Source organism: Pseudomonas sp. S2_E01, from assembly GCF_054668365.1.
This window is the reverse complement of sequence record NZ_CP162762.1, coordinates 2590433-2613290: the sequence shown is the minus strand read 5'-3', so window position 1 is coordinate 2613290 and position 22858 is coordinate 2590433. Positions and strand designations below refer to the sequence as shown.

General features: G+C 61.6%; 20 protein-coding genes. 6 read left to right on the top strand and 14 right to left on the bottom strand.

The window, feature by feature from the left end; all coding sequences use genetic code 11:
- Nucleotides 1-15 precede the first annotated feature (15 nt).
- From efeB to efeU, 3 genes are all read right to left on the bottom strand, one after another.
- A complete protein-coding gene (gene efeB / locus AB4O36_RS11900) occupies nucleotides 16-1305 on the bottom strand; it encodes an iron uptake transporter deferrochelatase/peroxidase subunit (protein ID WP_460141851.1) in 1290 nt (429 codons plus the stop codon).
- A 15-nt stretch (nucleotides 1306-1320) separates the two neighbouring features.
- A complete protein-coding gene (gene efeO, locus AB4O36_RS11895; RefSeq protein WP_460125294.1) occupies nucleotides 1321-2520 on the bottom strand; it encodes an iron uptake system protein EfeO in 1200 nt (399 codons plus the stop codon).
- Nucleotides 2521-2634: 114 nt separating this feature from the next.
- Nucleotides 2635-3495, bottom strand: coding sequence for an iron uptake transporter permease EfeU (efeU, locus tag AB4O36_RS11890; RefSeq protein ID WP_460125291.1), 861 nt, complete (start codon nucleotides 3493-3495; stop codon nucleotides 2635-2637).
- A gap of 197 nt (nucleotides 3496-3692) precedes the next feature.
- On the opposite strand from efeU, the gene AB4O36_RS11885 reads away from it, so the two are divergent.
- From AB4O36_RS11885 to AB4O36_RS11860, 6 genes are all read left to right on the top strand, one after another.
- Nucleotides 3693-4709 (top strand): AraC family transcriptional regulator, encoded by a 1017-nt coding sequence (locus AB4O36_RS11885; RefSeq protein WP_460141850.1) that lies wholly within the window; start codon nucleotides 3693-3695, stop codon nucleotides 4707-4709.
- Between the two features lie 220 nt (nucleotides 4710-4929).
- Nucleotides 4930-6594: an AMP-binding protein gene (locus AB4O36_RS11880; RefSeq protein ID WP_460141849.1), complete on the top strand. Its 1665-nt coding sequence runs from the start codon at nucleotides 4930-4932 to the stop codon at nucleotides 6592-6594.
- Nucleotides 6595-6610: 16 nt separating this feature from the next.
- Nucleotides 6611-7372, top strand: coding sequence for an SDR family NAD(P)-dependent oxidoreductase (locus tag AB4O36_RS11875; RefSeq protein ID WP_460125284.1), 762 nt, complete (start codon nucleotides 6611-6613; stop codon nucleotides 7370-7372).
- 11 nt (nucleotides 7373-7383) lie between these two features.
- Nucleotides 7384-8571 (top strand): acetyl-CoA C-acyltransferase, encoded by a 1188-nt coding sequence (locus tag AB4O36_RS11870; RefSeq protein ID WP_460141848.1) that lies wholly within the window; start codon nucleotides 7384-7386, stop codon nucleotides 8569-8571.
- A gap of 155 nt (nucleotides 8572-8726) precedes the next feature.
- Nucleotides 8727-9854, top strand: coding sequence for an acyl-CoA dehydrogenase (locus tag AB4O36_RS11865; RefSeq protein ID WP_460125278.1), 1128 nt, complete (start codon nucleotides 8727-8729; stop codon nucleotides 9852-9854).
- A gap of 14 nt (nucleotides 9855-9868) precedes the next feature.
- Nucleotides 9869-10642 carry an enoyl-CoA hydratase gene (locus AB4O36_RS11860; RefSeq protein WP_460125276.1) on the top strand — a complete coding sequence of 258 codons (774 nt, stop codon included), beginning with the start codon at nucleotides 9869-9871 and terminating at the stop codon, nucleotides 10640-10642.
- Between the two features lie 107 nt (nucleotides 10643-10749).
- Here AB4O36_RS11860 and AB4O36_RS11855 read toward each other — a convergent pair whose 3' ends face one another.
- From AB4O36_RS11855 to argH, 11 genes are all read right to left on the bottom strand, one after another.
- Nucleotides 10750-11901: an acyl-CoA dehydrogenase family protein gene (locus AB4O36_RS11855; RefSeq protein ID WP_460125274.1), complete on the bottom strand. Its 1152-nt coding sequence runs from the start codon at nucleotides 11899-11901 to the stop codon at nucleotides 10750-10752.
- 3 nt (nucleotides 11902-11904) lie between these two features.
- Complete coding sequence (locus AB4O36_RS11850; protein ID WP_460125271.1) at nucleotides 11905-13011, bottom strand: enoyl-CoA hydratase/isomerase family protein; 1107 nt, start codon at nucleotides 13009-13011, stop codon at nucleotides 11905-11907.
- Nucleotides 13012-13270: 259 nt separating this feature from the next.
- Nucleotides 13271-13978: an HPP family protein gene (locus AB4O36_RS11845; protein ID WP_460141847.1), complete on the bottom strand. Its 708-nt coding sequence runs from the start codon at nucleotides 13976-13978 to the stop codon at nucleotides 13271-13273.
- A gap of 156 nt (nucleotides 13979-14134) precedes the next feature.
- Nucleotides 14135-15316 (bottom strand): MFS transporter, encoded by a 1182-nt coding sequence (locus tag AB4O36_RS11840; protein WP_460141846.1) that lies wholly within the window; start codon nucleotides 15314-15316, stop codon nucleotides 14135-14137.
- Nucleotides 15317-15420: 104 nt separating this feature from the next.
- Entirely contained in the window at nucleotides 15421-16770 is a 1350-nt protein-coding gene (locus tag AB4O36_RS11835) for an MmgE/PrpD family protein (RefSeq protein ID WP_460141845.1), read from the bottom strand.
- Nucleotides 16767-17654 (bottom strand): polysaccharide deacetylase family protein, encoded by an 888-nt coding sequence (locus AB4O36_RS11830; protein ID WP_460141844.1) that lies wholly within the window; start codon nucleotides 17652-17654, stop codon nucleotides 16767-16769. Before AB4O36_RS11830 ends, AB4O36_RS11835 begins: the two co-directional genes overlap by 4 nt.
- The gene (locus AB4O36_RS11825) at nucleotides 17647-18489 is read right to left on the bottom strand and encodes a polysaccharide deacetylase family protein (protein WP_460141843.1); all 843 of its coding nucleotides are present in this window, start codon (nucleotides 18487-18489) and stop codon (nucleotides 17647-17649) included. The genes AB4O36_RS11830 and AB4O36_RS11825 overlap by 8 nt, the downstream gene beginning before the upstream one ends.
- Nucleotides 18490-18549: 60 nt before the next feature.
- Nucleotides 18550-19374: an ABC transporter substrate-binding protein gene (locus AB4O36_RS11820; RefSeq protein WP_460141842.1), complete on the bottom strand. Its 825-nt coding sequence runs from the start codon at nucleotides 19372-19374 to the stop codon at nucleotides 18550-18552.
- Nucleotides 19375-19414: 40 nt separating this feature from the next.
- The gene (locus tag AB4O36_RS11815) at nucleotides 19415-20179 is read right to left on the bottom strand and encodes an amino acid ABC transporter ATP-binding protein (RefSeq protein WP_460141841.1); all 765 of its coding nucleotides are present in this window, start codon (nucleotides 20177-20179) and stop codon (nucleotides 19415-19417) included.
- A 10-nt stretch (nucleotides 20180-20189) separates the two neighbouring features.
- Nucleotides 20190-21068, bottom strand: coding sequence for an amino acid ABC transporter permease (locus AB4O36_RS11810; RefSeq protein WP_460141840.1), 879 nt, complete (start codon nucleotides 21066-21068; stop codon nucleotides 20190-20192).
- Between the two features lie 147 nt (nucleotides 21069-21215).
- Nucleotides 21216-22643 carry an argininosuccinate lyase gene (gene argH / locus AB4O36_RS11805; protein WP_460141839.1) on the bottom strand — a complete coding sequence of 476 codons (1428 nt, stop codon included), beginning with the start codon at nucleotides 22641-22643 and terminating at the stop codon, nucleotides 21216-21218.
- Nucleotides 22644-22858 lie beyond the last annotated feature (215 nt).

Here is a 22858-nt window from a genome sequence, read left to right as displayed (position 1 = left end):
GTTGGGGCTGTGTGTTCAGGCGGTTTTTGTCGGTTGTGTGGCGTGCAGCAGCGAGCGGCCGATGAAGTCCTGGTCGCCCGTGACACCCGGCAGGGTGAAGAAATACCCGCCGCCGACCGGCTTGAGGTATTCCTCCAGCGGCTCGCCGTTGAGTCGGGTCTGTACGGTGATGAAGCCTTTTTCCAGGTCGGCCTGGTAACAGATGAACAACAGGCCCATGTCCAATTGGCCGTTCTTGTTCACGCCGTTGGAGTAGTTGAAGGGCCGGCGCAGGATCAGGTTGGCCTGGCTGGCTGGGGTACGCGGGTTGGCCAGGCGGATGTGGGCGTCGAGCTTGGTCAGTTTGCCTTCGGGGTCACTGGCGTAGTTCGGCACCTCGGTTTCAAGGGCGCCTCCCATGGGGGCGCCACTGCTTTTGACGCGTCCAAGTATGCTTTCCTGTTCCTGCAACGGCGTGCGATCCCAGCGCTCGACGAAATTGCGGATGATGCGCACCGCCTGATAGCTGCCATGGGCGGCCCAGGCCGGCTCATCGCTGCCCGGTTGCAGCCAGACGACGCGGTCCATGGTGGTGCTGTCGTGGGAGTCCGGGTTGGCCGAGCCATCGCGAAAACCCAGGAAGTTGCGCGCACTCTGGGCCGGCACGCCCGGTTTCGCCGGGGCTTGGGGCGGCACACTGCCTTCCTGCTTCCAACGCACCAGCAGCAGGTCCGGCAGGTTTTTCACGATGTCGCGCAGGGCATGGATGTTGGTATCGGCGGTATTGGCGCAGAACTGCAGGCTGAGGTCGCCGTGGCAGCAATCGGCCTCCAGCGCGTCGTTGGGAAAACCGACCATGCGGCTAAGGCGCCTGGGCTTGGCGGCGGCGAGGCCAAAGCGCTCGTCGAACAGCGAGTCACCCACAGATACGGTGATGGTCAAGTTGTCCGGCGTGACCACCGGGCCAAGAATCCCGGAATCCACTGGCGGCAGTTTCGGATCCACCTGGGGCACCGGACCGCCCTTCATCAGGAAGGCAATGCGTTCGTTGAGGGTACGGAACAGTCGCTCCAGGTCTTCGCGGTCGCTGGCCAGTACATCGAATGAGACGAGCATGCCGGAGGTCGGACGCGGGGTGACGATGCCGCTCTGGTGCAGGCCGTGAAAATCGTGGCGATCTTCGGTGCGGTCGCTGCTCGGCGCCTCGGTGACTTGTGCGGGGCTGGCGGCCATGGCCGGGCAGCTCAAGGCCGAACCGGCCAGCGCCACACCAGCGGCGCCCATGCCCATCAATACTCGGCGACGTTGAAGGTTCAATTCGTTCATCTGCTAACTCTTCTGCTACAGGCCGGAAAGGCCGAGGGCGGGATCAATGGCGTCGAGTGCATGGGCCAGTGCCTTGGCCTTGTCGGCGATCTGTTTGCGCTGGTCGGCGCTGATGCTGTCGTAGCGGGCGTAGCCGTCGTTGACCTTGAAACGGTCCAGTTCGGCATCAAGATCAGCCACCGCGCTATCGAGTGTCGGCAGCAGATCGGCGGCGGATTTGCCCAGCAACGGGCGCAACAGGTCGACAGCCTTGCGCACCGCGTCGAGGTTGCCGGCGAATCCGTCGAGGTCGGTGTGGCTGTAGCGCTCTTCTTCGCCGCTGCTGGCGCGTACGTCACCCAGGTTGTTGAGGTTGCGAACCAGAATGCTGACCAGTTGTTCGGGGGGCAGCGATTGGGCCAGCAGTTGTTGCTTGAGCGTGGTGACATCGGCCAGCAACTGCTGGGCAATCGGCTTCAGGCCGTCGAGGTTGCGTTGTTGGAACAGCGCGTACTCCACGCGGTGGAACCCGCTGAAGCCGAGGTCCTGCTCGCGTTTTTCAAAGTAGTCGGCGCGGGCGTTGATGCGGTTATCCAGCTCGGCCAGGCGTTGCGCGGCCGGGGCCAAACGTTGATAGGCTACGCGGGCCGGGACGTAAAGGGCTTGCGCCTGGGCCAGGTCGCCGGCCTGGATGGCCTGCTCGAGCGCGGTGACCGATTTGATCAACGCCGTGCCCTGGCTGCTCAGGTACACCCGGAACTCCGACAGCGGCCCAACGAACGCCACCATCGACGGCTTGGCCTTGGCGGCGGCGTCGGACGCGGCGGTCGGTGTCACGTGCAGGGTGCCGCGCGGGTTGCTGAGCAGGCCGCAGGTGATCGCGTAATCGCCGGGCAGCAGGTTGGCGTTGATCACCTGGCTCAAACCGGGGGCAATGTTCTCCCGTTCCTCGACCACCAGCACACCGTCGAGTATTTCCCATTCAACGGCCCGGTCCGAGCGGTTGACGATTCGGAAACTGGCGCGACCTGCCGGCACCGTCAGTGCATTCGGTTCACAGCTGTGCGGATGGATAGTCACCAGCACTTCGTCATGATTGGCCTGGCGTTTGGCCGCGGCCATCTTCGAGGCGTAGTAGAACAAGCCACCGGCGGCGATCATCACGATCACCGAACCGGCCACCGCCCAGCGCAGCGCGCGGGGAGGGGAGGCTTGGGGTGGGGATTGATTTGGCATGAGGGCCCTTATCGATTAAACAAATATGGGTGCGACAGACAGGCCCCTGTGGGAGCGGGCTTGCCCGCGATGGACTTTCAGACGCCGCCGTGAATCAGGTATCCCGCGTCATCGTTAACGACCATCGCGACGGTTCGACGCCTCGACGTGCTCGCTCCTACAGTTGGGATTGGCGGAGGCCGGGAGAAAAAACCCCACCAACGCCACCACCAGATAAATCAGATACGCACCCAACGTGCTCACCGTCGGCGCTTCCTGGTAACCGAACATGCCGGCCAGCACCGACCCCAGCGGGCTGTCCATCGGCAGGGCGGCGCTGAAGTCGAAAAGTACGGTTTGCAGGTGGTTCCAGACACCGGCTTCATGCAGGGCCTGTACCGAGTTGGCGAGAATGCCGGCGGCCACCACCAGGATGAACAGGCCGGTCCAGCGAAAGAATGCGCCGAGGTTCAGGCGCATGCTGCCGCTGTAGATCAAAAAGCCGACGACGATCGCCAGGATCAGGCCAAGCAGGGCACCGATCGGCGCGCCCGGGCCTTCGCTCTGTTGAAACACGGCGAGCAGGAAAAACACCGTTTCCAGCCCTTCACGGGCGACGGCGAAGAACACCATGGCGATCAAAGCGGTGACCTGGTGTCTGGAACCGGCGAGTGCGTGATCGAGCGACTCATGCAGCGAATGCTTGATCGAACGCGCCACCTTGCGCATCCAGAAGACCATGGAGCTGAGGATGCCGACCGCCACCAGGCCGACCACGCCTTCGAACAGCTCCTGTTGTTTTTGCGGGAACTCGGCGCTGACCAGTTCCAGGCCGCCACCCACCAACAAGGCCAGCGCGGCGGCGAGGAACACGCCGATCCACACGGCGGGCATCCACTGTCCGCGCCCGGTTTGCTGGAGGTAACTGGCAATGATGCCAACGATCAGCGCGGCTTCAATGCCCTCGCGCAACATGATCAGGAAGGGAACAAGCATTCAGCACCGTGTCAGCAATTGATAGGGTGCTAAGTTGTAACATAATGACACTCATTCCCAAATGGCAATCATTGACATTTACCTGAACCTAAGCTGAACGCATAAGAAAAAGGACGATGCCCTCTCTACTTATGTGGGAGGCAGGGTGAATCAGCTAATATGCCGGCCATCCAGGCTATCCAGGTAACGGTTGTTTAATGTCGGCAAAAGACACCATTTCCATGCAACTCGTGCGTGAAGCGCTTTCGCAAAGTTGCGAACCGGGGGCAGCTACACGGGAGGTGTTGACCAAGGTCGGCATCGATCCAACCTTGCTGGAGGCACCCGAAGCCCGCGTCCCGGCCACGGCTTACGCGCGCCTGTGGCGCCTGCTGGCGCGGCGGCGCGATGATGAGTTTTTCGGCATGGACCCGCGCAAGCTCAAGTCCGGGAGCCTGGCGTTTCTGTGTCGCAGTTCGATGATTCAGCCCAGCTTGGCGGCCGGCCTGACCTCGGCCCTGGAATTTTTGTCGTTGATGCTCGAACACTTGCCAGCGCAACTGGTACGCCAGCAAAGCCTGGCGGAAATCGTCCTGTTCGAAGATGAGCAGGACCCGCGCCGTGCTTTTACCTATTTCACCTACTGGATGATCGTGCACGGCGTGGCCTGCTGGCTGGCCGGGCGGCGGATTCCCATCCTGGCGATCGAGCTGCGTTGTTGCGAGCCGGACTTTTGCGACGATTACCGGGTGATGTTCTCGGAAAACCTGCGTTTCGAGCGCCCACGCACGCGGATGATTATCTCCGCCGACTGCCTGGACCTGCCGATCAAGCGCACGCCCGACGAACTCAAACGATTCCTGGCCGAGGCGCCGGCGAACATCCTGGTCAAGTACCGCGACCCGCAAAGCCTGGCCAGCCGGATCAAGCAGGACCTGCGGCATTTGCCCGCCCAGCAATGGCCGGAAACCGAGCCGCTGGCACAGCAATTGTGCATGTCGGCTTCGACATTGCGTCGGCGACTGGCGGAGGAGGGCCAGACCTATCAAGGCCTCAAGGACAGCGTACGCAAGGAGTTGGCGATTGGCTGGCTGGCGGAACCGAGCATCAGTTTCGCCGAGATCGCCACCCGACTGGGGTTTGCCGATGCGAGTTCGTTTTACAAGGCGTTTCGCAAGTGGTCGGGGTCCAATCCGGGGCATTACCGGAGTTTGATCCTCAACGAGGTGGATTGAGTCGCCCTTTCGCAAGCCCGCTCCCACAGATGATCGTGGCCTCTGTAGGAGCTGGCTTGCCGGCGATGAGGCCCGAAAAACACCCCACCTCCAAACCCTTGGCCAAACCAGTCAAGCAACTTGATAGGTTTGACCATTGCCCGCCACCGCACACGGAGCGAGTATTTCCCTGGTTTTTACGGTTCCCCCAACCTAATAAAAATACAGAGGGATTCTGCCGATGCGCGATTACTTGTCTGCCACCTCACAGTTCAATTATCAGCACACCGTTGACGCCGCACTGGCGGGTGACCTGACGGCCCTCAATGCCTGCGTCGAGTGTTGCGACCGGCATGCGTTGCCCGGGCGTATCGCGTTGTTCTGGGAAGGGCGCGAGGGTGCCAGCGCGACGTACACCTTCAGCGAATTGCAGGAGCAAGCCGCGCGCTTCGCCAATTTCCTGTTGGCCCAGGGCGTGGGCAAGGGCGACAAGGTCGCCGGCCTGCTGCCGCGCAATATCGAGCTGTTGATCACCGTCTTCGCCACCTGGCGCATCGGCGCGGTGTATCAACCGCTGTTCACCGCATTCGGGCCCAAGGCCATCGAGCACCGTTTGGGCTGCTCCGGCGCCAAGGTGGTGGTCACGGATGCCGTCAACCGTCCGAAACTGGCGGAAGTCGCCGATTGCCCCACCATCGTCAGCGTCGGCGGTCCGAAGGGCCAGGGCATTGTGCGCGGTGATTTCAGTTTCTGGGCAGAGCTTGCCAATTATCCCGCCAAATGCGAGCCGGTCATGCTGACGGGCGAAGACCCGTTCCTGTTGATGTTCACCTCGGGCACCACTGGCCCGTCGAAAGCACTGTCGGTGCCGCTCAAGGCCATTGTCGCGTTCCAGAGCTACACCCGTGACGCCGTCGACCTGCGTCCGGAAGACGCCTTCTGGAACGTTGCCGACCCGGGCTGGGCCTATGGCATTTACTTCGGCGTGACCGGCCCTATGGGCTTGGGTCATCCGATCACCTTCTACGATGGCCCGTTCACGCTGGAAAGCACCTGCCGAGTGATCAACAAATATGGGATCACCAACCTCACCGGGTCGCCGACGGCTTACCGCCTGCTGATCGCCGGGGGCAATGAGTTCGCCAAATCGATCAAGGGCAAGCTGCGCATCGTCAGCAGCGCCGGCGAGCCGCTGAACCCGGAGGTGATCCGCTGGTTCGCCGACAACCTTGGCGTGGTCATCCACGATCATTACGGCCAGACCGAACTGGGCATGGTCCTGTGCAACCACCACGGCCTCGAACACCCAATCCATCTGGGGGCCGCCGGCTTTGCCTCGCCGGGCCACCGTATCGTGGTGCTGGACGATAACTACCAGGAACTGGGCGTCGGCCAGCCCGGCATCCTTGCCATCGACCGCACCCAGTCGCCGATGTGCTGGTTCGCCGGCTATGAAGGCGTCCCAACCAAGGCCTTCGTCGGCAACTACTACTTGAGCGGCGATACCGTGGAGTGGAACCCGGACGGCAGCATCAGCTTTGTCGGGCGCAGCGACGACGTGATTACCACCTCCGGCTACCGGGTGGGTCCGTTCGACGTGGAAAGCGCGTTGATCGAGCACCCGGCGGTGGTGGAAGCGGCCGTGGTGGGCAAGCCCGACCCGGAGCGCACCGAACTGGTCAAGGCCTTTGTGGTGCTCAGCGCCCAGTATCGTGCCGCGCCCGAGCTGGCAGAAGAGCTGCGCCAACACGTGCGCAAGCGCCTGGCCGCGCACTCGTATCCCCGTGAAATCGAATTTGTCAGCGAGTTGCCGAAAACCCCAAGCGGCAAATTGCAGCGCTTTATCTTGCGCAACCAGGAAATCGCCAAGGCTCAAGAGGCCGCGGCGAAGAACGTTTCAGCTTGAACCCAAGGAAACCATGATGCGGATTCAAAACAAGGTTTTTCTCGTCACCGGCGGCGCTTCCGGCCTCGGTGCGGCCACGGCGCAGATGCTGGTCGCCGCCGGCGCCAAAGTGATGCTGGTGGACATGAACGCCGAAGCCGTCGCGGCCCAGGCCGAGCGCCTGGGCGCACAAAGCGTGGTGGCCGACATCAGTAACGAGGCGGCTGCCGAAGCGGCGGTGCAAGCCACGGTCCAGGCCTTCGGCGGGCTCAACGGCCTGATCAACTGCGCCGGCATCGTGCGTGGCGAGAAGATCCTCGGCAAGAACGGCCCGCATGCGCTGGGCAGTTTCAGCCAGGTGATCAACGTCAACCTGATCGGCAGTTTCAACATGCTGCGCCTGGCGTCCCAGGCGATTGCCGAAACCGAGCCGGATGCAGATGGCGAACGTGGCGTGATCATCAACACCGCTTCGGCGGCGGCTTACGACGGCCAGATCGGCCAGGCGGCCTACGCCGCGTCCAAAGGGGCGATCGTCAGCCTGACCCTGCCCGCCGCCCGTGAACTGGCGCGCTTTGGCATTCGCGTCATGACCATTGCGCCGGGCATTTTCGAAACTCCGATGATGGCTGGCATGACTCCCGAAGTGCGCGATTCACTGGCCGCGGGCGTACCCTTCCCGCCGCGCTTGGGCAAACCGGACGAGTATGCTGCGCTGGTCAGGCATATCATTGAAAACAGCATGCTCAATGGCGAGGTGATCCGTCTCGACGGTGCCTTGCGCATGGCTGCCAAGTAAGAGGATGAGTCATGAACAATGATCCGATTGTCATCGTCAGCGCCGTGCGCACCCCAATGGGTGGCTTCCAGGGCGAACTCAAGAGCCTCACCGCGCCACAACTGGGCGCCGCCGCGATTCGCGCGGCGGTTGAGCGAGCCGGTGTCGCACCCGATACCGTCGATGAAGTGTTGATGGGTTGCGTCCTGCCGGCGGGCCTCGGCCAGGCGCCGGCTCGTCAGGCTGCGCTGGGCGCCGGGCTGGATAAATCGACCCGTTGCACCACCCTGAACAAAATGTGCGGCTCCGGCATGGAGGCGGCGATCCTGGCCCACGACATGCTACTGGCCGGGAGCGCCGAAGTGGTCATTGCCGGTGGCATGGAAAGCATGTCCAATGCGCCATACCTGCTGGACCGCGCTCGTGCGGGTTACCGCATGGGCCATGGCCGTGTGCTCGACTCGATGTTCCTCGACGGCCTGGAAGATGCCTACGACAAGGGACGCCTGATGGGCACCTTCGCTGAGGATTGCGCCGAAACCAACGGATTCACCCGTCAGGCCCAGGACGCGTTCGCCATTGCGTCCACTACGCGTGCGCAGCAGGCAATCAAGAATGGCAGTTTCAAGGACGAAATTGTTCCGCTGGTCGTGACCGTCGGCAAGGAACAGGTGCAGATCAGCAACGACGAACAGCCGCCCAAAGCCAGGCTGGACAAGATCGCCTCCCTGAAACCGGCGTTCCGCGAAGGCGGCACCGTGACAGCGGCCAACTCGAGTTCAATCTCCGACGGTGCGGCGGCGCTGGTACTCATGCGCCGTTCCGAAGCCGCCAAAAGAGGCCTCAAACCGCTGGCGGTGATACACGGCCATGCCGCCTTTGCCGACACCCCGGGCCTGTTCCCGGTGGCACCGATTGGCGCGATCAAGAAACTGATGAAGAAAACCGGCTGGTCGCTCAATGACGTGGACCTGATTGAAGTCAACGAAGCGTTCGCCGTGGTTGGCATGGCGGCGATGACCCATCTGGAAATCCCCCACGAAAAACTCAACGTCCACGGCGGCGCCTGCGCCCTGGGCCACCCGATTGGCGCCTCCGGCGCACGAATCCTCGTGACGCTGCTCTCGGCACTGCGCCAGAAGGGCCTGAAACGCGGCGTGGCGGCGATCTGCATCGGCGGCGGCGAAGCGACGGCGATGGCGGTGGAATGCCTCTCCTGAGGTAACCCCACCCTCCTGTAGGAGCGAGCATGCTCGCGATGGTCGTCAACGATGACGCGGGCAGTCTGAATGCCAGCGGTGCCTGAGCCACCATCGCGAGCATGCTCGCTCCTACAGGGAGGTTTGCCTTCAGCATAATTTTTTAAGGACCCGTCATGATCCCCAACGACGAACAACACCAAATCAGCGACGCCGCCCGGCAGTTTGCCCAGGAGCGGCTGAAGCCTTTTGCCGCCGAGTGGGACCGCGAGCATCGGTTCCCCAGGGAAGCCATCGGCGAGATGGCCGAACTGGGTTTTTTCGGCATGCTGGTGCCGGAACAGTGGGGCGGTTGCGACACCGGTTACCTGGCCTATGCCATGGCGCTGGAGGAAATCGCAGCCGGCGATGGCGCCTGCTCGACCATCATGAGCGTGCACAACTCGGTAGGTTGCGTGCCGATCCTCAACTACGGCAACGATGATCAGAAAGAACGCTTCCTCAAGCCCCTGGCCAGCGGCGCGATGCTCGGCGCCTTTGCCTTGACCGAACCACAAGCCGGCTCCGATGCCAGCGGCCTGAAAACCCGCGCGCGCCTGGAAGGCGATCACTATGTGCTCAACGGCAGCAAGCAATTCATCACCTCCGGGCAGAACGCCGGGGTGGTGATCGTGTTTGCGGTGACCGACCCAAGCGCGGGCAAACGCGGGATCACCGCGTTGATCGTGCCCACCGACTCACCGGGCTACAGCGTTGCAAGGGTCGAGGAGAAACTCGGCCAGCACGCCTCGGACACCTGCCAGATCCTCTTCGAGGACGTCAAGGTGCCGGTGGCCAACCGCTTGGGCGAGGAGGGTGAGGGCTACAAAATTGCCCTGGCCAACCTTGAAGGCGGCCGCGTCGGCATCGCCTCGCAGTCGGTGGGCATGGCGCGCGCAGCGTTCGAAGCAGCCCGTGATTACGCCCGAGAACGCGAGAGCTTCGGCAAGCCGATCATCGAGCATCAGGCCGTAGCCTTCCGCCTGGCGGACATGGCCACCCAGATCGCCGTCGCGCGGCAGATGGTGCATTACGCGGCGGCGCTGCGTGACAGCGGCAAGCCGGCGTTGGTGGAAGCCTCGATGGCCAAGCTGTTCGCGTCCGAAATGGCCGAGAAAGTCTGCTCCGCCGCGTTGCAAACCCTCGGTGGATACGGTTACCTGAACGACTTCCCGCTGGAGCGCATCTACCGCGACGTGCGGGTCTGTCAAATCTATGAAGGCACCAGCGACATTCAACGCATGGTCATTTCGCGCAATCTTTAAGAAGGAGTTCATTTGTGAGTTACGAAACGATTTTGCTGGAAACCCACGGCCGCGTCGGCCTGATCACGCTGAACCGTCCGCAGGCGCTCAACGCGCTGAATGCTCAGATCGTCAGCGAACTGAACCACGCCCTCGACGGCCTGGAGAAAGACGCGAACATCGGCTGTATCGTGCTGACCGGCTCGAAGAAAGCCTTCGCCGCCGGTGCCGACATCAAGGAAATGGCCGAGCTGACCTACCCGCAGATCTACCTTGACGACCTGTTCAGTGACAGTGATCGGGTGGCCAACCGTCGCAAGCCCATCATTGCTGCCGTCAACGGTTTTGCCCTGGGTGGCGGATGTGAACTGGCGCTGATGTGCGATTTCATCCTGGCCGGCGACAACGCCAAATTCGGCCAGCCGGAAATCAACCTCGGCGTGCTGCCGGGCATGGGCGGCACCCAGCGCCTGACCCGTGCCGTGGGCAAGGCCAAGGCCATGGAAATGTGCCTGAGCGGCCGCTTGATTGATGCCGTGGAAGCGGAACGCTGCGGGATCGTTGCGCGTATCGTGCCTAGCGACGAACTGCTGGAGGAAGCACTGAAGGTCGCGTCGCTGATCGCCAGCAAGTCGCTGCCGATTGCGATGATGGTCAAGGAAAGCGTCAACCGTGCCTTTGAAGTGAGCCTGTCCGAAGGCGTGCGCTTCGAGCGTCGGGTGTTTCATGCGGCGTTTGCCACCCAGGATCAGAAGGAAGGGATGGCGGCGTTTATTGGCAAGCGCGAGGCGCAGTTCGTCGGGAAGTGATGTAGCGCTCTTTCGGACGCTTTCGCGGGCAAGCCCGCTCCCACAGGGATCTCATCAACATTGAGCACCCTTGTAGGAGCGGGCTTGCCCGCGATGCTTTTGGGGGCTCAGATCAGGTAATTTTTGAGCTCGCGGGCAATTACCATTCGCTGAATCTCGCTCGACCCCTCATAGATCTGGGTAATGCGCGCATCCCGGTAGTACTTCTCGACCGGGTAATCCTCAAGATACCCATACCCGCCATGAATCTGGATGGCCGACGAGCAGACCTTCTCGGCCATCTCGGAGGCGAACAGCTTGGCTTGCGATGCCTCTGACAGGCACGGTTTGCCGGCACTGCGCAGGCGGGCGGCGTGGAGGATCAGCAGGCGTGCAGCGTTGATCTGCACCTGCATGTCCGCGAGCATATTGGCGATGCTCTGGTGCTCGATGATCGGCTTGGCGAACTGCACGCGGTCACGGGAATAGGCCAGTGCCGCTTCGAACGCCGCACGGGCGATGCCCAGGGCTTGCGCGGCGATGCCGATGCGACCGCCCTCGAGGTTGGACAGGGCAATCGCCAGCCCCTTGCCGCGTTCGCCGAGCAGGTTGGCCTCGGCAATGGTGCAATCGTTCAGGGTTACGGCACAGGTGTCGGAAGCGCGAATGCCCATCTTGTGTTCGGTACGGTCAACGATGAAACCCGGGGTATCGGTTGGCACCAGGAACGCCGAGATACCGCGTTTGCCCAGGTCTGGATCGGTCACCGCGAACACGATAGCCAGCTTGGCGCGTTTGCCGTTGCTGACAAACTGCTTGGCACCGTTGATCACCCACTGGCCGTCACGCAGTTCGGCGCGGGTGCGCAGGTTATGCGCTTCGGAACCGGCCTGGGGCTCGGTCAGGCAAAAGCAGCCGATGGTCTGCCCGCTGGCCAGATCCGCCAGCCAGGTCCGTTTCTGTTCCTCGGTGCCGTAGTTGAGCACCGGGCCGCAGCCCACCGAATTGTGGATGCTCATGAATGCGCCGGTGGCGCCATCGCCAGCGGAAATCTCTTCCACCGCAAGGGCGTAGGCGACGTAGTCGACGTAGGTGCCGCCCCATTCTTCGGGCACCACCATACCCAGCAAGCCCAGCTCGCCCATTTTTGCCACCAGCGCGTCGTCGATCCAGCCTGCCTTTTCCCAGGCCTGGGCGTGGGGGGCGATCTCGCCACGGGCAAAGTCCCGGGCCATGTCGCGGATCATGACTTGCTCTTCACTCAATTCTATATCGTGCATGGCTCAATTCCCGATCTGGTCGAAGCCGCTGAAGAAACTGGCCACGTGCTCGGCGTCCAGCGCCTGCAGAGTGGGCGGGTTCCAGCGTGGGTTCTTGTCTTTGTCGATCAGCAAGGCGCGCACGCCTTCGATCAGGTCGCCACGCTCGAACCACTGGCGGTCCAGGTGCAACTCAAGAGCGAAGCAGTCTTCCAGGCTCAGTTGGCGACCTCGTCGCAGCATTTCCAGGGTCACACCCATGGCCAACGGTGAGCGGGTCTCCAGCAGGTCCGCTGTGGTCAATGCCCATTCATGGCTGTCGGCAACAGTGACTTCGCGCAATTGCTCCACAATACTCGGCACGTCGGGCAGGGCGAAGAAGTGGTCGATGGCCGGACGCAACTTGCTCAAGGGGGCGTCGGGCAATTGCTGTACCGCCAGTCGCGCCAGCAGACCTTGCAGGTCCTTGAGTGGCGAGTCCTGCCACTCAAGGTGATCGAGAAGCTCGTCGAGGGTGCCCAGTTTTTCGCTGTCCAGGTACCAATCAGCCAGCCCGCAATACAGCGCATCGGCCGCACGCACCTGAACGCCGCTGACGCCCAGGTAAATGCCCAGCTCACCTGGAATGCGCGGCAGGAAATAGCTGCCGCCGACGTCCGGAAAATAGCCAATCCCGACTTCGGGCATCGCCAGTCGGCTCTTTTCGGTCACGACACGCAAGTCGGCGCCTTGCACCAGGCCCATGCCGCCGCCCAGAACAAAACCGTCCATCAAGGCCAGGACCGGTTTGCGATAGTGGTGGATAGTCAGGTCGAGGGCGTACTCCTCGACGAAGAAGTCCTCGTGCAGGGTGTCGCCGCTTTTGAAACTGTCATGCAGCGATCGAATGTCGCCGCCGGCGCAGAAGGCTTTCTCGCCAGCCCCGCGCAGGGCCACGGCATGGATCTGAGGGTCTTTGGCCCAGGCATCGAGCTGGCGCTGCAGCAGGCGGACCATGTTCAGCGTGATGGCGTTAAGGCCGGCGGGACGGTTGAGGGTCAGGTGACCAATATGGTTGCGAACCTCGGCCAGCACTTCAATTGGCGTGGCATCCATGGACGAAGTCCTCGGAGAAGAAACCTGAGCAGTCATCACTAACTCCCTGCTTTTATTGTTTTTTATTCAGTAGCTCGCGTGCGAGCGATCATGGATCGTACCAGTGCAATTTTGTGATGTACAACGGAGATAAATGCAGGTGGATCCTGCATTTTTGCATGAGCCAATGACACCAAGCCTCTGTAGGAGCGAGCATGCTCGCGATGGTAGCAATGACACCGCGGGGCATCAGGCTGCCAGCGTTATCGTTGACGACCATCGCGAGCATGCTCGCTCCTACAGAGGCGGGGAACTGTTAAACCGTAGTACGGCTCAACACCTCACCAATACTGCGACGTTTGGCGTGTAACTCACTGGTCTGAATCAATTTTTCCAAGTCTTCCGGCGTCACGTCGATGAACGCTTCCATCTGCGCCAAGGCATGTTTCAGATCCTCTGCGGTGATCGACTGGCTGTCCACCGGCATGTCGGCGGGCACTCGTGCCGCGGGTTCACTGGCGTTCTTGGGGTAACGGATGCGCGTCAGGTTGTTGTACGCAATGGCGCTGACCAGCATCGTCCCTGCACACAGCATCAATGGCGCCATGGCTTTCCAATCCATGGCGATGGTCGCCGGGTCGGCCAGGACCATCAATAAGGCCACTGCGCCGGCGGGTGGGTGCAGACAGCGCAGCCAGCACATCAGGATCAGCGCCATGCCGGCGGCCAGGCATGCGCTGCTCAGCGTCCGTCCGAGCACATGAGCCGCCAACAGTGCCACGACACCGGCGGTCAGATAACCGCCGATGATCGACCAGGGTTGGGCCAACGCTCCTGAGGACACCGCGAACAACAACACCGCCGACGCCCCCAGTGGCCCGATCAGATGCTGCGCGACCTCCATGCCAAAGAATTGTCCACACAGCCAGACGCTGAACAGCGTGCCAAGCGCCATGCCGATGGCGGCGCGGCTCCATTCAGAGGGGCGGGTGTTGATGGCAGCGGGGAACCAGCGAGCGAACATTGGGCAAACGATCCCTAGCAAAAATCGAGGCAAAAAAAAGGCTTAGCTGGGATATCCAGAAAGCCCTTGAAGAAGTTCCAACTATTGGGGGAGGAACGAGACACAGTGTGCCGTTCATTGGGGATGCTGACTAATTCATATTAATGCTGCTTGAGTTCACAAATTTTGCTGTAAGGCGACACGTCGACCGCTCAAGAAGCACAACGACCCACCCATCGCCGTCAATACGCTAAGGGCGTAGAACATGGTGGGTGCCGGCGTGTGCATGAGCAGGAAACCGCAGATCACTGGGCTCAAGGCACCGCCCAGCGCCGCCAGGTTCTGGGCGCCGTAGTAGCTGCCCCGCAGTTCTTCAGGCGCCAGCGTGTCAACGAACAGAAATTCCGCCGGGTAAATGATCATTTCACCGAGGGTGAAAATGAACATCGCCAGGCACCAGGTCACCAGGCTATTGGCGAAACTGAAGCCAATCAGGCCGAGAATGAACAGGCTGGTGCCGCCGGCAATCCAATAACGCAGTTGCTCACGCTTGAGGAAACGGCCGATCTGGTATTGCAGCAGGATCACGGTGATTGCATTGCAGGCCAGCAAGGCCGCCATGGTTTGCAGGGCGCGTTTGGAGTCCTCGACCACCAACAGGTATTGCGACAGGTACAGTGTGAACCGCCCGTGTACCACGGTGCTGAGCAGACAGCCACAGGTGAACATGATCAGCGTGCGGTCGTTCTTGAGGGTGATCAGGGTTTTCATGAAACTCTGGGGCTGACCGACTGCGGGGGGCGGGGCTGAGTCGCTGGGAATTCCGCTCATCAGGAAAATGCTGCCGAACGCAATGGCACCCGCGATCAAAAAGGGGGCTATCGGATACACCCCGGCGATCACCACCCCGAGCATCGGGCCCGTGGCGTAGCCAATGTTGGTCAAGGTGTAGCGTAGGGAAAACGCCTTGGCGCGTTGGCCCACAGGCAGGTTTTCGCTGAGAATTGCCTTGGAACCGATCAGGAACAGCGCAGAGGCCGTCTCTGTGATCACCAACGTCAGGGTGGTCAGGTAAAGGTTTTCAGCGAAGGTCAGCAGCACAAAACCGATGGCGCTGGACAACATGGCCAGGATCAACAACCGGCGTTTTTCCAGGCGGTCAATGATGTAGCCGCCGTACAGCGCCAGCAGGGTGGCGATGAACACGGCGATGCCCAACAGCAGACCAACGTCCTGTTGGTTGAGGCCCAGTTTGTTGCTCAGGAACAACGTGAGCAACGGGCTGGTGATGGCGCGGCTGACGACAATGGTCAATGAAACAATCATCAGGCGGCGGATGACGAGCGAGTAAGTGGCCACGGTTGGGCGGATGTCCTTATTCAGATGATTGTTGTTCGTCTCGTAACCGAGGTGCTTTTATCGCGAGCCTGCTCGCGACGATCTCGGATCAGCCAGTAACCCTTTCATCGCAACCACCGTTCGAGCGATTCGACCGACTCCAGGGTTTCCAGTCGCGCTAATTGTCCCAACAAACCTTCAGCCTGCTCACGCGCAATGACCCGTTGTGCCAGGCTGAAAAATTTCTCTTCCAGCGCCGCATCACTCAAGGGATTACCCGGTGCGCCCAGAGGTGGGTCCACGCAAAGACGTGCCTGTCGACCGTCCACGGTGCGCAGGCTGACCACGGGCTCGCCATCCTCGGACAGTTGAGGGTCCACTTCAAGGCGGATGCGTGCCAACCAATGTTCGATTCGTGGATCCCTGCGCGCAGCGTCGTCATAAGCTTGTAGCCTGCAATGCCCGTGAACCAGGCGCGCAACGAGCGCGTAACGCAGGCTCATTTGCGAGGCGGCCAGCGTGCTCACATCCTGGGCACCGCACATGTCGTACAGAAAACCGCACAGTGAAACTTCGATGTCTTCGACCTGCTCGGCACCGACCTGCAATTGGTGCAGGAGCAGCCCCAGCGCATCGATTGCCGAATGGGTGCCACGGCAGGACGCGTGGGGCTTGATCGAACAGCGCGCGAGTTTCCAGACAATGCCGAGATCCGCATCCAGTGCTTCAGTGGCCGCGGTATGCGCCGCCAGCGTCTTGAGGAAGCCGCCCCAGACATCGTCGAACAGCTTCGTCGGCCCACTGATGCCTTGCCTGGCGAATCGTGCCGCGAGCAATCCACCTTCGGCCGCCCGGCCACTGTGGAGTCGTTTGCTTTGCGAGCCGTCATGGATAAATGCCCACAAACCCCCGCTGAAGCTGCCGGCGATGCCCAGCGCAGCAAGTGTCTGCCTGGTGTCCAGACCGAGAATCCGCGCACTGGCCGCCGCAGCGCCGAACACGCCGCAGGTGGCGGTGGAATGCCATCCGGCACCGTTGTGCGCCGAGTAACCCCCACAGGCTTCGAGCACCCGCCGTCCGACTTCATAACCCAGCACGACTGCCGTGATCAGTTCGCGGCCGCTGACCGGGCCGGGCGCCATCGATACCGCCGCCATGGCCGCGGGCAGGACCACCGCACCGGAGTGATCGCAACCACCGGTGTCGTCCACCTCCAGCGCATGGGCGGCCACGCCGTTGAGCATTGCCGCCTGCGCGACGCTCAAGTGCCGATCACTGCCCCAGACCAGGCAATTCCCTGTTTCGCCTTCGAATACCTCTCGTGCTTGACGGGCGATATCGCTGTCGGCACCGGCCAGTGCCGCACCGAAGGTGTCCAGTATGTGACGTCTGGCTTGGGCCACCAGCGCCGGCGGCAAGTCGTCAAAACGTGTCTCGACGCAAAACTGCGCCAGCCGGTGCATGCGTTGGGTCATGGAAGGTAATCCCGATAGTGGCGCTCGTATACCGAAGCTGGATGGTCTTCGGTGGGGGGCGGTGCGGAGTCCGCCCACCATTGCGCGACCTCTTCACCTGTAGCGATCCACACGTCCTCATGTTGCTGGATGCCTTGCAGCAACTCGCGCAAAACGCCGATTCGCCCAGGCGTACCCATGATCTCGGGGTGCAGGCGCAACACATAACACAGGCCGAAACGATGAAACCCGGCGAAGTCCATCTGGAGATTGCCCAGGGTGTGGCTGTAGGAGGCGATCCGCGATTGCGCGGGCGGCACTGCCGGGCTCAGGTTGAAGGCAAAGTAGGGCTCATCCTCCAGTTCATAGTGCAAAGGCAGCTCGATGACCTCGGGAGCCGTCGGGTGGGCAAATGGCAGATCATCGCCACGCCACGACGACGACCAGCGGATGCCGGATTCGCCAAGGGCCTGGATAAAACCGGGCGCGCCGTTGCCCGCCGGAATGCGAAACCCGCTGGGGGCCCGACCGGTCAGCGCTTGCAGCGCTGCGCAACCGCGGGCGATTTCCTCTCGTTGCTGGGCAAGGTCGAGCGTGTCGTAGTTCTGATGGCGATAGCCGGCGCTGGCAATCTCGTGCCCGGCGGCCTGAATCGCCTGGATATGCTGCGGGTTTTCCTCGGCAACGATGCCGGGGATGAACCAACTGCTGCGCACCTTCAGTTCGTCGAACAGGCCCAGAAGCCGATCGACGCCTCGTTGGGTGCCGTAGCGCCACACCGACAAGGTCTTGTCGCGCCCGGCGACTTCCGGGGCCTGGGTCAAGATACCGTGGATATCGTTGTAATCGACCGTCAGTACGACGGCGCAGCGGTAGCCCTCGGGCCAGTACACGGGATCAGCCATGGTGATGCTCCTTGAGCCACCACTGGGCGACATCGCGGCAAGTGGCGAACCACACGTCGTCGCGCTGGCGCATGTGTTCGAAGAGTTTTTCCAGCAACAGGATGCGTCCCGGCTTGCCAGTGATCTTGGGATGGAACAGGGTGGTCAGGCACAAGCCTTCATCCATGGCGCCATCGTATTCGCGACACCAGTTATCGAGCGTCAACTCGTAACTGGCCGTGCGGTCCAGGCCCGAGGGGAAATCCGGCGCACGCGTATAGGCCAGCGAAGCGTAATCGTCCATTTCCCAGCGTCCGGGGATTTCAACCAACGGCGTGTCGAAACCGGGCACTGGCACCAGGTACGGGCGATCATCACCGCGCATGCTGCTGGAATAGGTCACGCCAGCTTCGACCAGCATTGCCGGCGTCTCGGCGCGCCAATCGCCAGAGGGGGTGCGGAAACCTTCGGCACGGATGTTCAGGTGGTTCCAGAACACCTCGCGGCTGCGCTTCATCACGTCCTTCTGCTGGTCCAGCGTCAGGGCGTAAAAGGATTCGTGTTTGTAGCCGTGATACGCCACCTCATGCCCGCGCTCGACAATCGCCTGACACTGCGTCGGCCAGTTTTCCACGACCCAGGCCGGGACGAAGAACGTGGTGGGGATGCGAAAGTCATCGAGCAAATCGAGCAAACGCGGCAGGGCGCGATAAGGGCCGTAACCACCAAAACCGAAATACTCGGGCTTGCGCCAGATCGAGCCATTGAGCATCGCATCGCCGGTGGGGCCGTCGAGGTCGAACGCCAGGGCAAGACAGGCTTTGTATGGCGCAGGCCACAGGGGGGAGGAGGACATTGTGGTGCTCCAGTTGTCTGCAGGAGCGGGCTTGCCCGCTCCTGCAGTGGTCGGTGGTGATTACTTGCCGGCGTTGATGGTTACCGTCTTGATCGCGCCCAGTTCCAGGTCCCATTTCTTCAGGATTGCCTGGTAGCTGCCATCGTCAATCATGCTCTGCAACGCGACTTTCACCGCTTCGCTCAGCTCCGGTTTTTTCTTGCTAACGCCCAGACCCGTGAACTGCGACGAGATCGGCAGGCCGACGGTCTTGTACATGTCCTTCTCTTGGGTCTTGAGGTACGGCAGGGTTTCGCTGCCCTGCATGGCTGCATCAATGCGGCTTTGACGCAGTTGCGCGCGGGCATCGGCCGAGCCTTCGGTGCCGACCACGTTGATCGCAGGTTTGCCCGCCGCTTCGCAATTGGCCTTGCTCCACTCGGCGATTTCTGCCGGGAAGGTCGTACGGCGGCTGGTGCCGACTTTCTTGCCGCACAGGTCAACGATCTCGTTGGTGTCCTTGTTTTTCTGCAAGGTGTAGAACTGCGGGCCGCTGGTGAAGTAGTCGACGAAGGTCACGCTGGCCTGACGTTCTGCAGTGTCCGTCATGCCCGACAGGACCATGTCGACACGGTCGGTGGTGAGCGCGTTGATCATCTGCTCGAAGCCGGTTTCCTGCCATTTGATCTTGATGCCCAGACGTTCGGCCAGCGCATTGCCCAGGTCATAGTCCAAGCCGGTCAACTGGTTGGTGGCCGGGTCCTTGAAATCCATCGGCGGATAGTTCGGCATGATGGCGACGACAATCTCGCCCTTTTCCTTGATGCTGGCGGGCAACTCGGCGGCGAAGCTCAAGCTGGAAGCCATGACGCCTGCGAGTACTGCTGGGATAACGAAATTCTTCATGGGTCGTTCTCTTATGTGTGTTGTGGACGCCAACCGGCGCTCAGGTTCGAACGGCAGAAATGAAGCTTTGGGTGCGCGGGTTTTGCGGACTTATTAGTATTTCTTCGGGGCTTCCTGCCTCCACGATCTGCCCGCCGTCCATGAACACCATGCGGTTTGAAACCTCACGGGCGAAGCCCAGTTCATGGGTAACGACGATCATGGTCATGCCGGTCTGCGCAAGGTCGCGCATCACCGACAGCACCTCTCCGACCAGTTCCGGGTCGAGTGCCGAAGTGGGTTCATCGAACAGCATCAGCTTGGGGCGCATGGCCAGCGCGCGGGCGATGGCCACACGTTGTTGCTGACCCCCCGAGAGTTCGATCGGATAGCTGTTGCGTTTGTCGGCCAGGCCGACACGGGCGAGCAATTCCACGGCCTCTTCGTGCGCCTCCTTGGGCGAGCGCTTGAGTACCTGGCAAGGCCCCTCGATGATGTTTTGCAGCACAGTCATGTGCGGAAACAGGTTGAAGCGCTGGAACACCATGCCGGTGGACAGGCGTTGCCGGGCAATCTGGGTCTCGGTCAGTTCGTGCAGCTTGTTGCCGACGATGCGGTAACCCACCAGTTCGCCGTCGACCCAGAGGCCGCCCTTGTCGATTTTTTCCAGCTGGTTGACGCAACGCAGCAAAGTGCTCTTGCCCGAGCCGGACGGGCCGATGATGCACAGCACTTCGCCTTGCTCGACTTCGATGTTGACGTCCTTGAGCGCGTGGAACTGGTCGTAATACTTGTTCAGGCTCACGGCCTTGACGATGTTTCTCATGTTCGACTCCTCAGGAACGCTTGCCGGCGCCGCGAGCGAAACGACGCTCCAGACGGCTTTGACCGAAGGACAGCACGGTGACGGTCGCCAGGTACCAGATGCCCGCGACGATCAGCAGCTCCATCACCCGGGCGTTGGCGTAGTAGATGTTCTGGGCGTTGTAGAGCAGTTCCGAATACTGGATGACGCTCGCCAGGGACGTCATTTTCACCATGCCGATGAACTCGTTGCCGACCGGAGGGATGATGATGCGCATGGCCTGCGGCAGGATGATGCGGCGCAACGCTTGCAAGCGCGGCATGCCGATCGACTTGGCGGCTTCGTATTGTCCGGTGTCCACCGACAGTAAACCCGCACGCACCACTTCGGCGGTGTAGGCGCCCTGGTTTATGCTCAGGCCGAGGAGGGCGGCGACGAAGGGCGTCATCAGGCTCACGGTGTCGATGGCGAACAGGCCCGGGATGCCGATGGTGGGAAAGATCAACGCCAGGTTGAACCACAACAGCAGTTGCAGGATCAGCGGTGTACCGCGAAACAGCCAGGTGTAGGTCAAAGCCACATAGCGCAGGATCGGGTTGGCCGACATGCGCATGATCGCGGTGATCACACCGAACACAATCCCCAAGGCCATGGCGAGTACGGCCATGACGATGGTGTTGAGCAGGCCCCACATGATCGCCTGGGAAGTGAGGAACTGACCAATGTATGACCATTCGATCTTGCCTTCGGCGAACGCGCGTACCAGGCCGATGATTGCGATGACGATCACCGTGGCAAAGAAGATCCGCCCGTAGTAACGCCGGGGCACGTGCTCGTACTGGGTGATATCGAACTGGTTTTCCGCCAGCTTGCGCTCCGCCTGGAGGCGCTCTGCCTGGGTCTGGCTCATGGTGTTTCTCCGTACAAATTCATTCGGGTCAAACACATCTCCCTTGTGGGAGCGAGCCTGCTCGCGATGGTGTAACTGTTGAATCGGTGTCGACTGACGGACCATCCCGAGTAGGCTCGCTCCCACAGAAAAGGCTAGGTGTTTGCTTCAGAGGCGAAAGCCCTGGTAGTTCTCGGTCCACGCCTGCTGAGCGGCGAGAGCGGTTTTCAGGCGACCGATCTGCTCGCGCACCTGTTGCGGTGCGGTCCCGCCCCAACCGCTACGCGCAGCGATGGCCGCTTCGAGGGTCAAGCTGTCGCGCACTTGCGGGGTGAGACGTTGATCGACTTCAGCCAGCAGGGCCGGAGAGGCTTCCCACAGTTCGATGTCGTGTTTCTCACAGGCTTTGACCAGCGCGCCGGTGATTTCGTGTGCTTCCTTGAACGGTACGCCGCGCACCGCCAGCCAGTCGGCGACCTCGGTGGCCAGGGTGAACCCCAGTGGCGCCTGACGCCGCAGCTCCTCGACGTTGACGGTCATGGTCGCGACCATTCCCGCCATGGCCGGCAGTACCAGCAGCAGGGTATCGACGCTGTCGAGCACGCCGTGTTTGTCTTCGCTCAGGTCGCGGTTGTACGACAGCGGCAGGGACTTGAGCGTGGAGAGCAGGCCGGTGAGGTTGCCGATCAGGCGGCCGGCTTTGCCCCGAGCCAGTTCGGCGATGTCCGGGTTTTTCTTCTGCGGCATGATCGAACTGCCGGTGGCGTAGGCATCGTCCAGTACCACCCAGCGGAACTGCCGCGAAGACCACAGGCAAAACTCTTCGGCAAGGCGGGAAATATTGATGCCCAGCATGCTGGCGATGAACAGGAATTCAGCGACGTGATCGCGACTGGCCACGGCATCGATGGAGTTTTCGCAAACGCCGCTGTAACCCATTTCCTTGGCCGACTGTTGAGGCATGCGCGCAATGGCGGAACCTGCCATAGCCGCTGCGCCCAGTGGTGACAGCGAGGTGCGGTTGTCCCAGTCCACCAGCCGTTGCACGTCACGTAACATCGACTGAGCGTGGGCCAACAAGTGGTGGGCGAAAACGATGGGCTGGGCCTGTTGCAGGTGAGTGAAACCCGGGCAGATGCTTTCGATGTGCTGTTCGGCCTGCTCGACCAAAGCCTGCTGCAAGGCCAGCACTTCAACGGTCAAGGTGCGCACGTGGTCACGCAGGAACAGGCGCAAGTCATTGGCCGTCTGGTCGTTGCGCGAGCGGCCGGCGCGCAGCTTGCCGCCCAGCGGGCCGAGGCGTTCGGTCAATAGACGCTCGATGAAGGTGTGGACGTCTTCGTCGTCCAGGGTCGGGGCGATACTGCCGGCGCGGAAGTCGTCACCAATGCGCTCCAGCGCTTCGAGCATGGCTTGGGTTTCCGACTCACTCAGCAGCCCGGCGCGTTGCAGTTCACGGGCGTGGGCCTTGGAACCGGCGAGGTCGTAGGGGGTGAGACGGAAGTAACGTTCAGGGCAACGGGACAAGGCCGCCAGGGCTTCGGACGGGCCGCTTTTGAAGCGTGCACCCCAGAGACGTTCGGTGGTTTGGGACATTGTTGTTTTCCTCGTCGGTAAAGCGAGCTGAAATCGGTATGCCAGGCCTGGAACCGTTGCCGAAATCGATACAAATCGACCGGGCGTGGTCAGACCAAAACGGTGTTCAAGGGCAGGGGAGAAGCGCAGTTACGAAAGGGGCGAAGGCTGATCGAAACGTCAGCTTTTAATAGTTCGAACCCAGTGATCTGGCACTGATGTTCTGAAATTTTTGG

What these genes read in the sequence shown, in the direction of transcription:
- AB4O36_RS11850 (WP_460125271.1), bottom strand. Translation starts at nt 13,011, where the DNA reads ATGACTGCTCAGGTTTCTTCTCCGAGGACTTCGTCCATGGATGCCACG.
- AB4O36_RS11885 (WP_460141850.1), top strand. Translation starts at nt 3,693, where the DNA reads ATGTCGGCAAAAGACACCATTTCCATGCAACTCGTGCGTGAAGCGCTT.
- efeB (WP_460141851.1), bottom strand. Translation starts at nt 1,305, where the DNA reads ATGAACGAATTGAACCTTCAACGTCGCCGAGTATTGATGGGCATGGGC.
- AB4O36_RS11820 (WP_460141842.1), bottom strand. Translation starts at nt 19,374, where the DNA reads ATGAAGAATTTCGTTATCCCAGCAGTACTCGCAGGCGTCATGGCTTCC.
- AB4O36_RS11835 (WP_460141845.1), bottom strand. Translation starts at nt 16,770, where the DNA reads ATGACCCAACGCATGCACCGGCTGGCGCAGTTTTGCGTCGAGACACGT.
- argH (WP_460141839.1), bottom strand. Translation starts at nt 22,643, where the DNA reads ATGTCCCAAACCACCGAACGTCTCTGGGGTGCACGCTTCAAAAGCGGC.
- AB4O36_RS11875 (WP_460125284.1), top strand. Translation starts at nt 6,611, where the DNA reads ATGCGGATTCAAAACAAGGTTTTTCTCGTCACCGGCGGCGCTTCCGGC.
- AB4O36_RS11870 (WP_460141848.1), top strand. Translation starts at nt 7,384, where the DNA reads ATGAACAATGATCCGATTGTCATCGTCAGCGCCGTGCGCACCCCAATG.
- AB4O36_RS11845 (WP_460141847.1), bottom strand. Translation starts at nt 13,978, where the DNA reads ATGTTCGCTCGCTGGTTCCCCGCTGCCATCAACACCCGCCCCTCTGAA.
- AB4O36_RS11825 (WP_460141843.1), bottom strand. Translation starts at nt 18,489, where the DNA reads ATGTCCTCCTCCCCCCTGTGGCCTGCGCCATACAAAGCCTGTCTTGCC.
- AB4O36_RS11815 (WP_460141841.1), bottom strand. Translation starts at nt 20,179, where the DNA reads ATGAGAAACATCGTCAAGGCCGTGAGCCTGAACAAGTATTACGACCAG.
- AB4O36_RS11810 (WP_460141840.1), bottom strand. Translation starts at nt 21,068, where the DNA reads ATGAGCCAGACCCAGGCAGAGCGCCTCCAGGCGGAGCGCAAGCTGGCG.
- efeO (WP_460125294.1), bottom strand. Translation starts at nt 2,520, where the DNA reads ATGCCAAATCAATCCCCACCCCAAGCCTCCCCTCCCCGCGCGCTGCGC.
- AB4O36_RS11855 (WP_460125274.1), bottom strand. Translation starts at nt 11,901, where the DNA reads ATGCACGATATAGAATTGAGTGAAGAGCAAGTCATGATCCGCGACATG.
- AB4O36_RS11880 (WP_460141849.1), top strand. Translation starts at nt 4,930, where the DNA reads ATGCGCGATTACTTGTCTGCCACCTCACAGTTCAATTATCAGCACACC.
- efeU (WP_460125291.1), bottom strand. Translation starts at nt 3,495, where the DNA reads ATGCTTGTTCCCTTCCTGATCATGTTGCGCGAGGGCATTGAAGCCGCG.
- AB4O36_RS11865 (WP_460125278.1), top strand. Translation starts at nt 8,727, where the DNA reads ATGATCCCCAACGACGAACAACACCAAATCAGCGACGCCGCCCGGCAG.
- AB4O36_RS11830 (WP_460141844.1), bottom strand. Translation starts at nt 17,654, where the DNA reads ATGGCTGATCCCGTGTACTGGCCCGAGGGCTACCGCTGCGCCGTCGTA.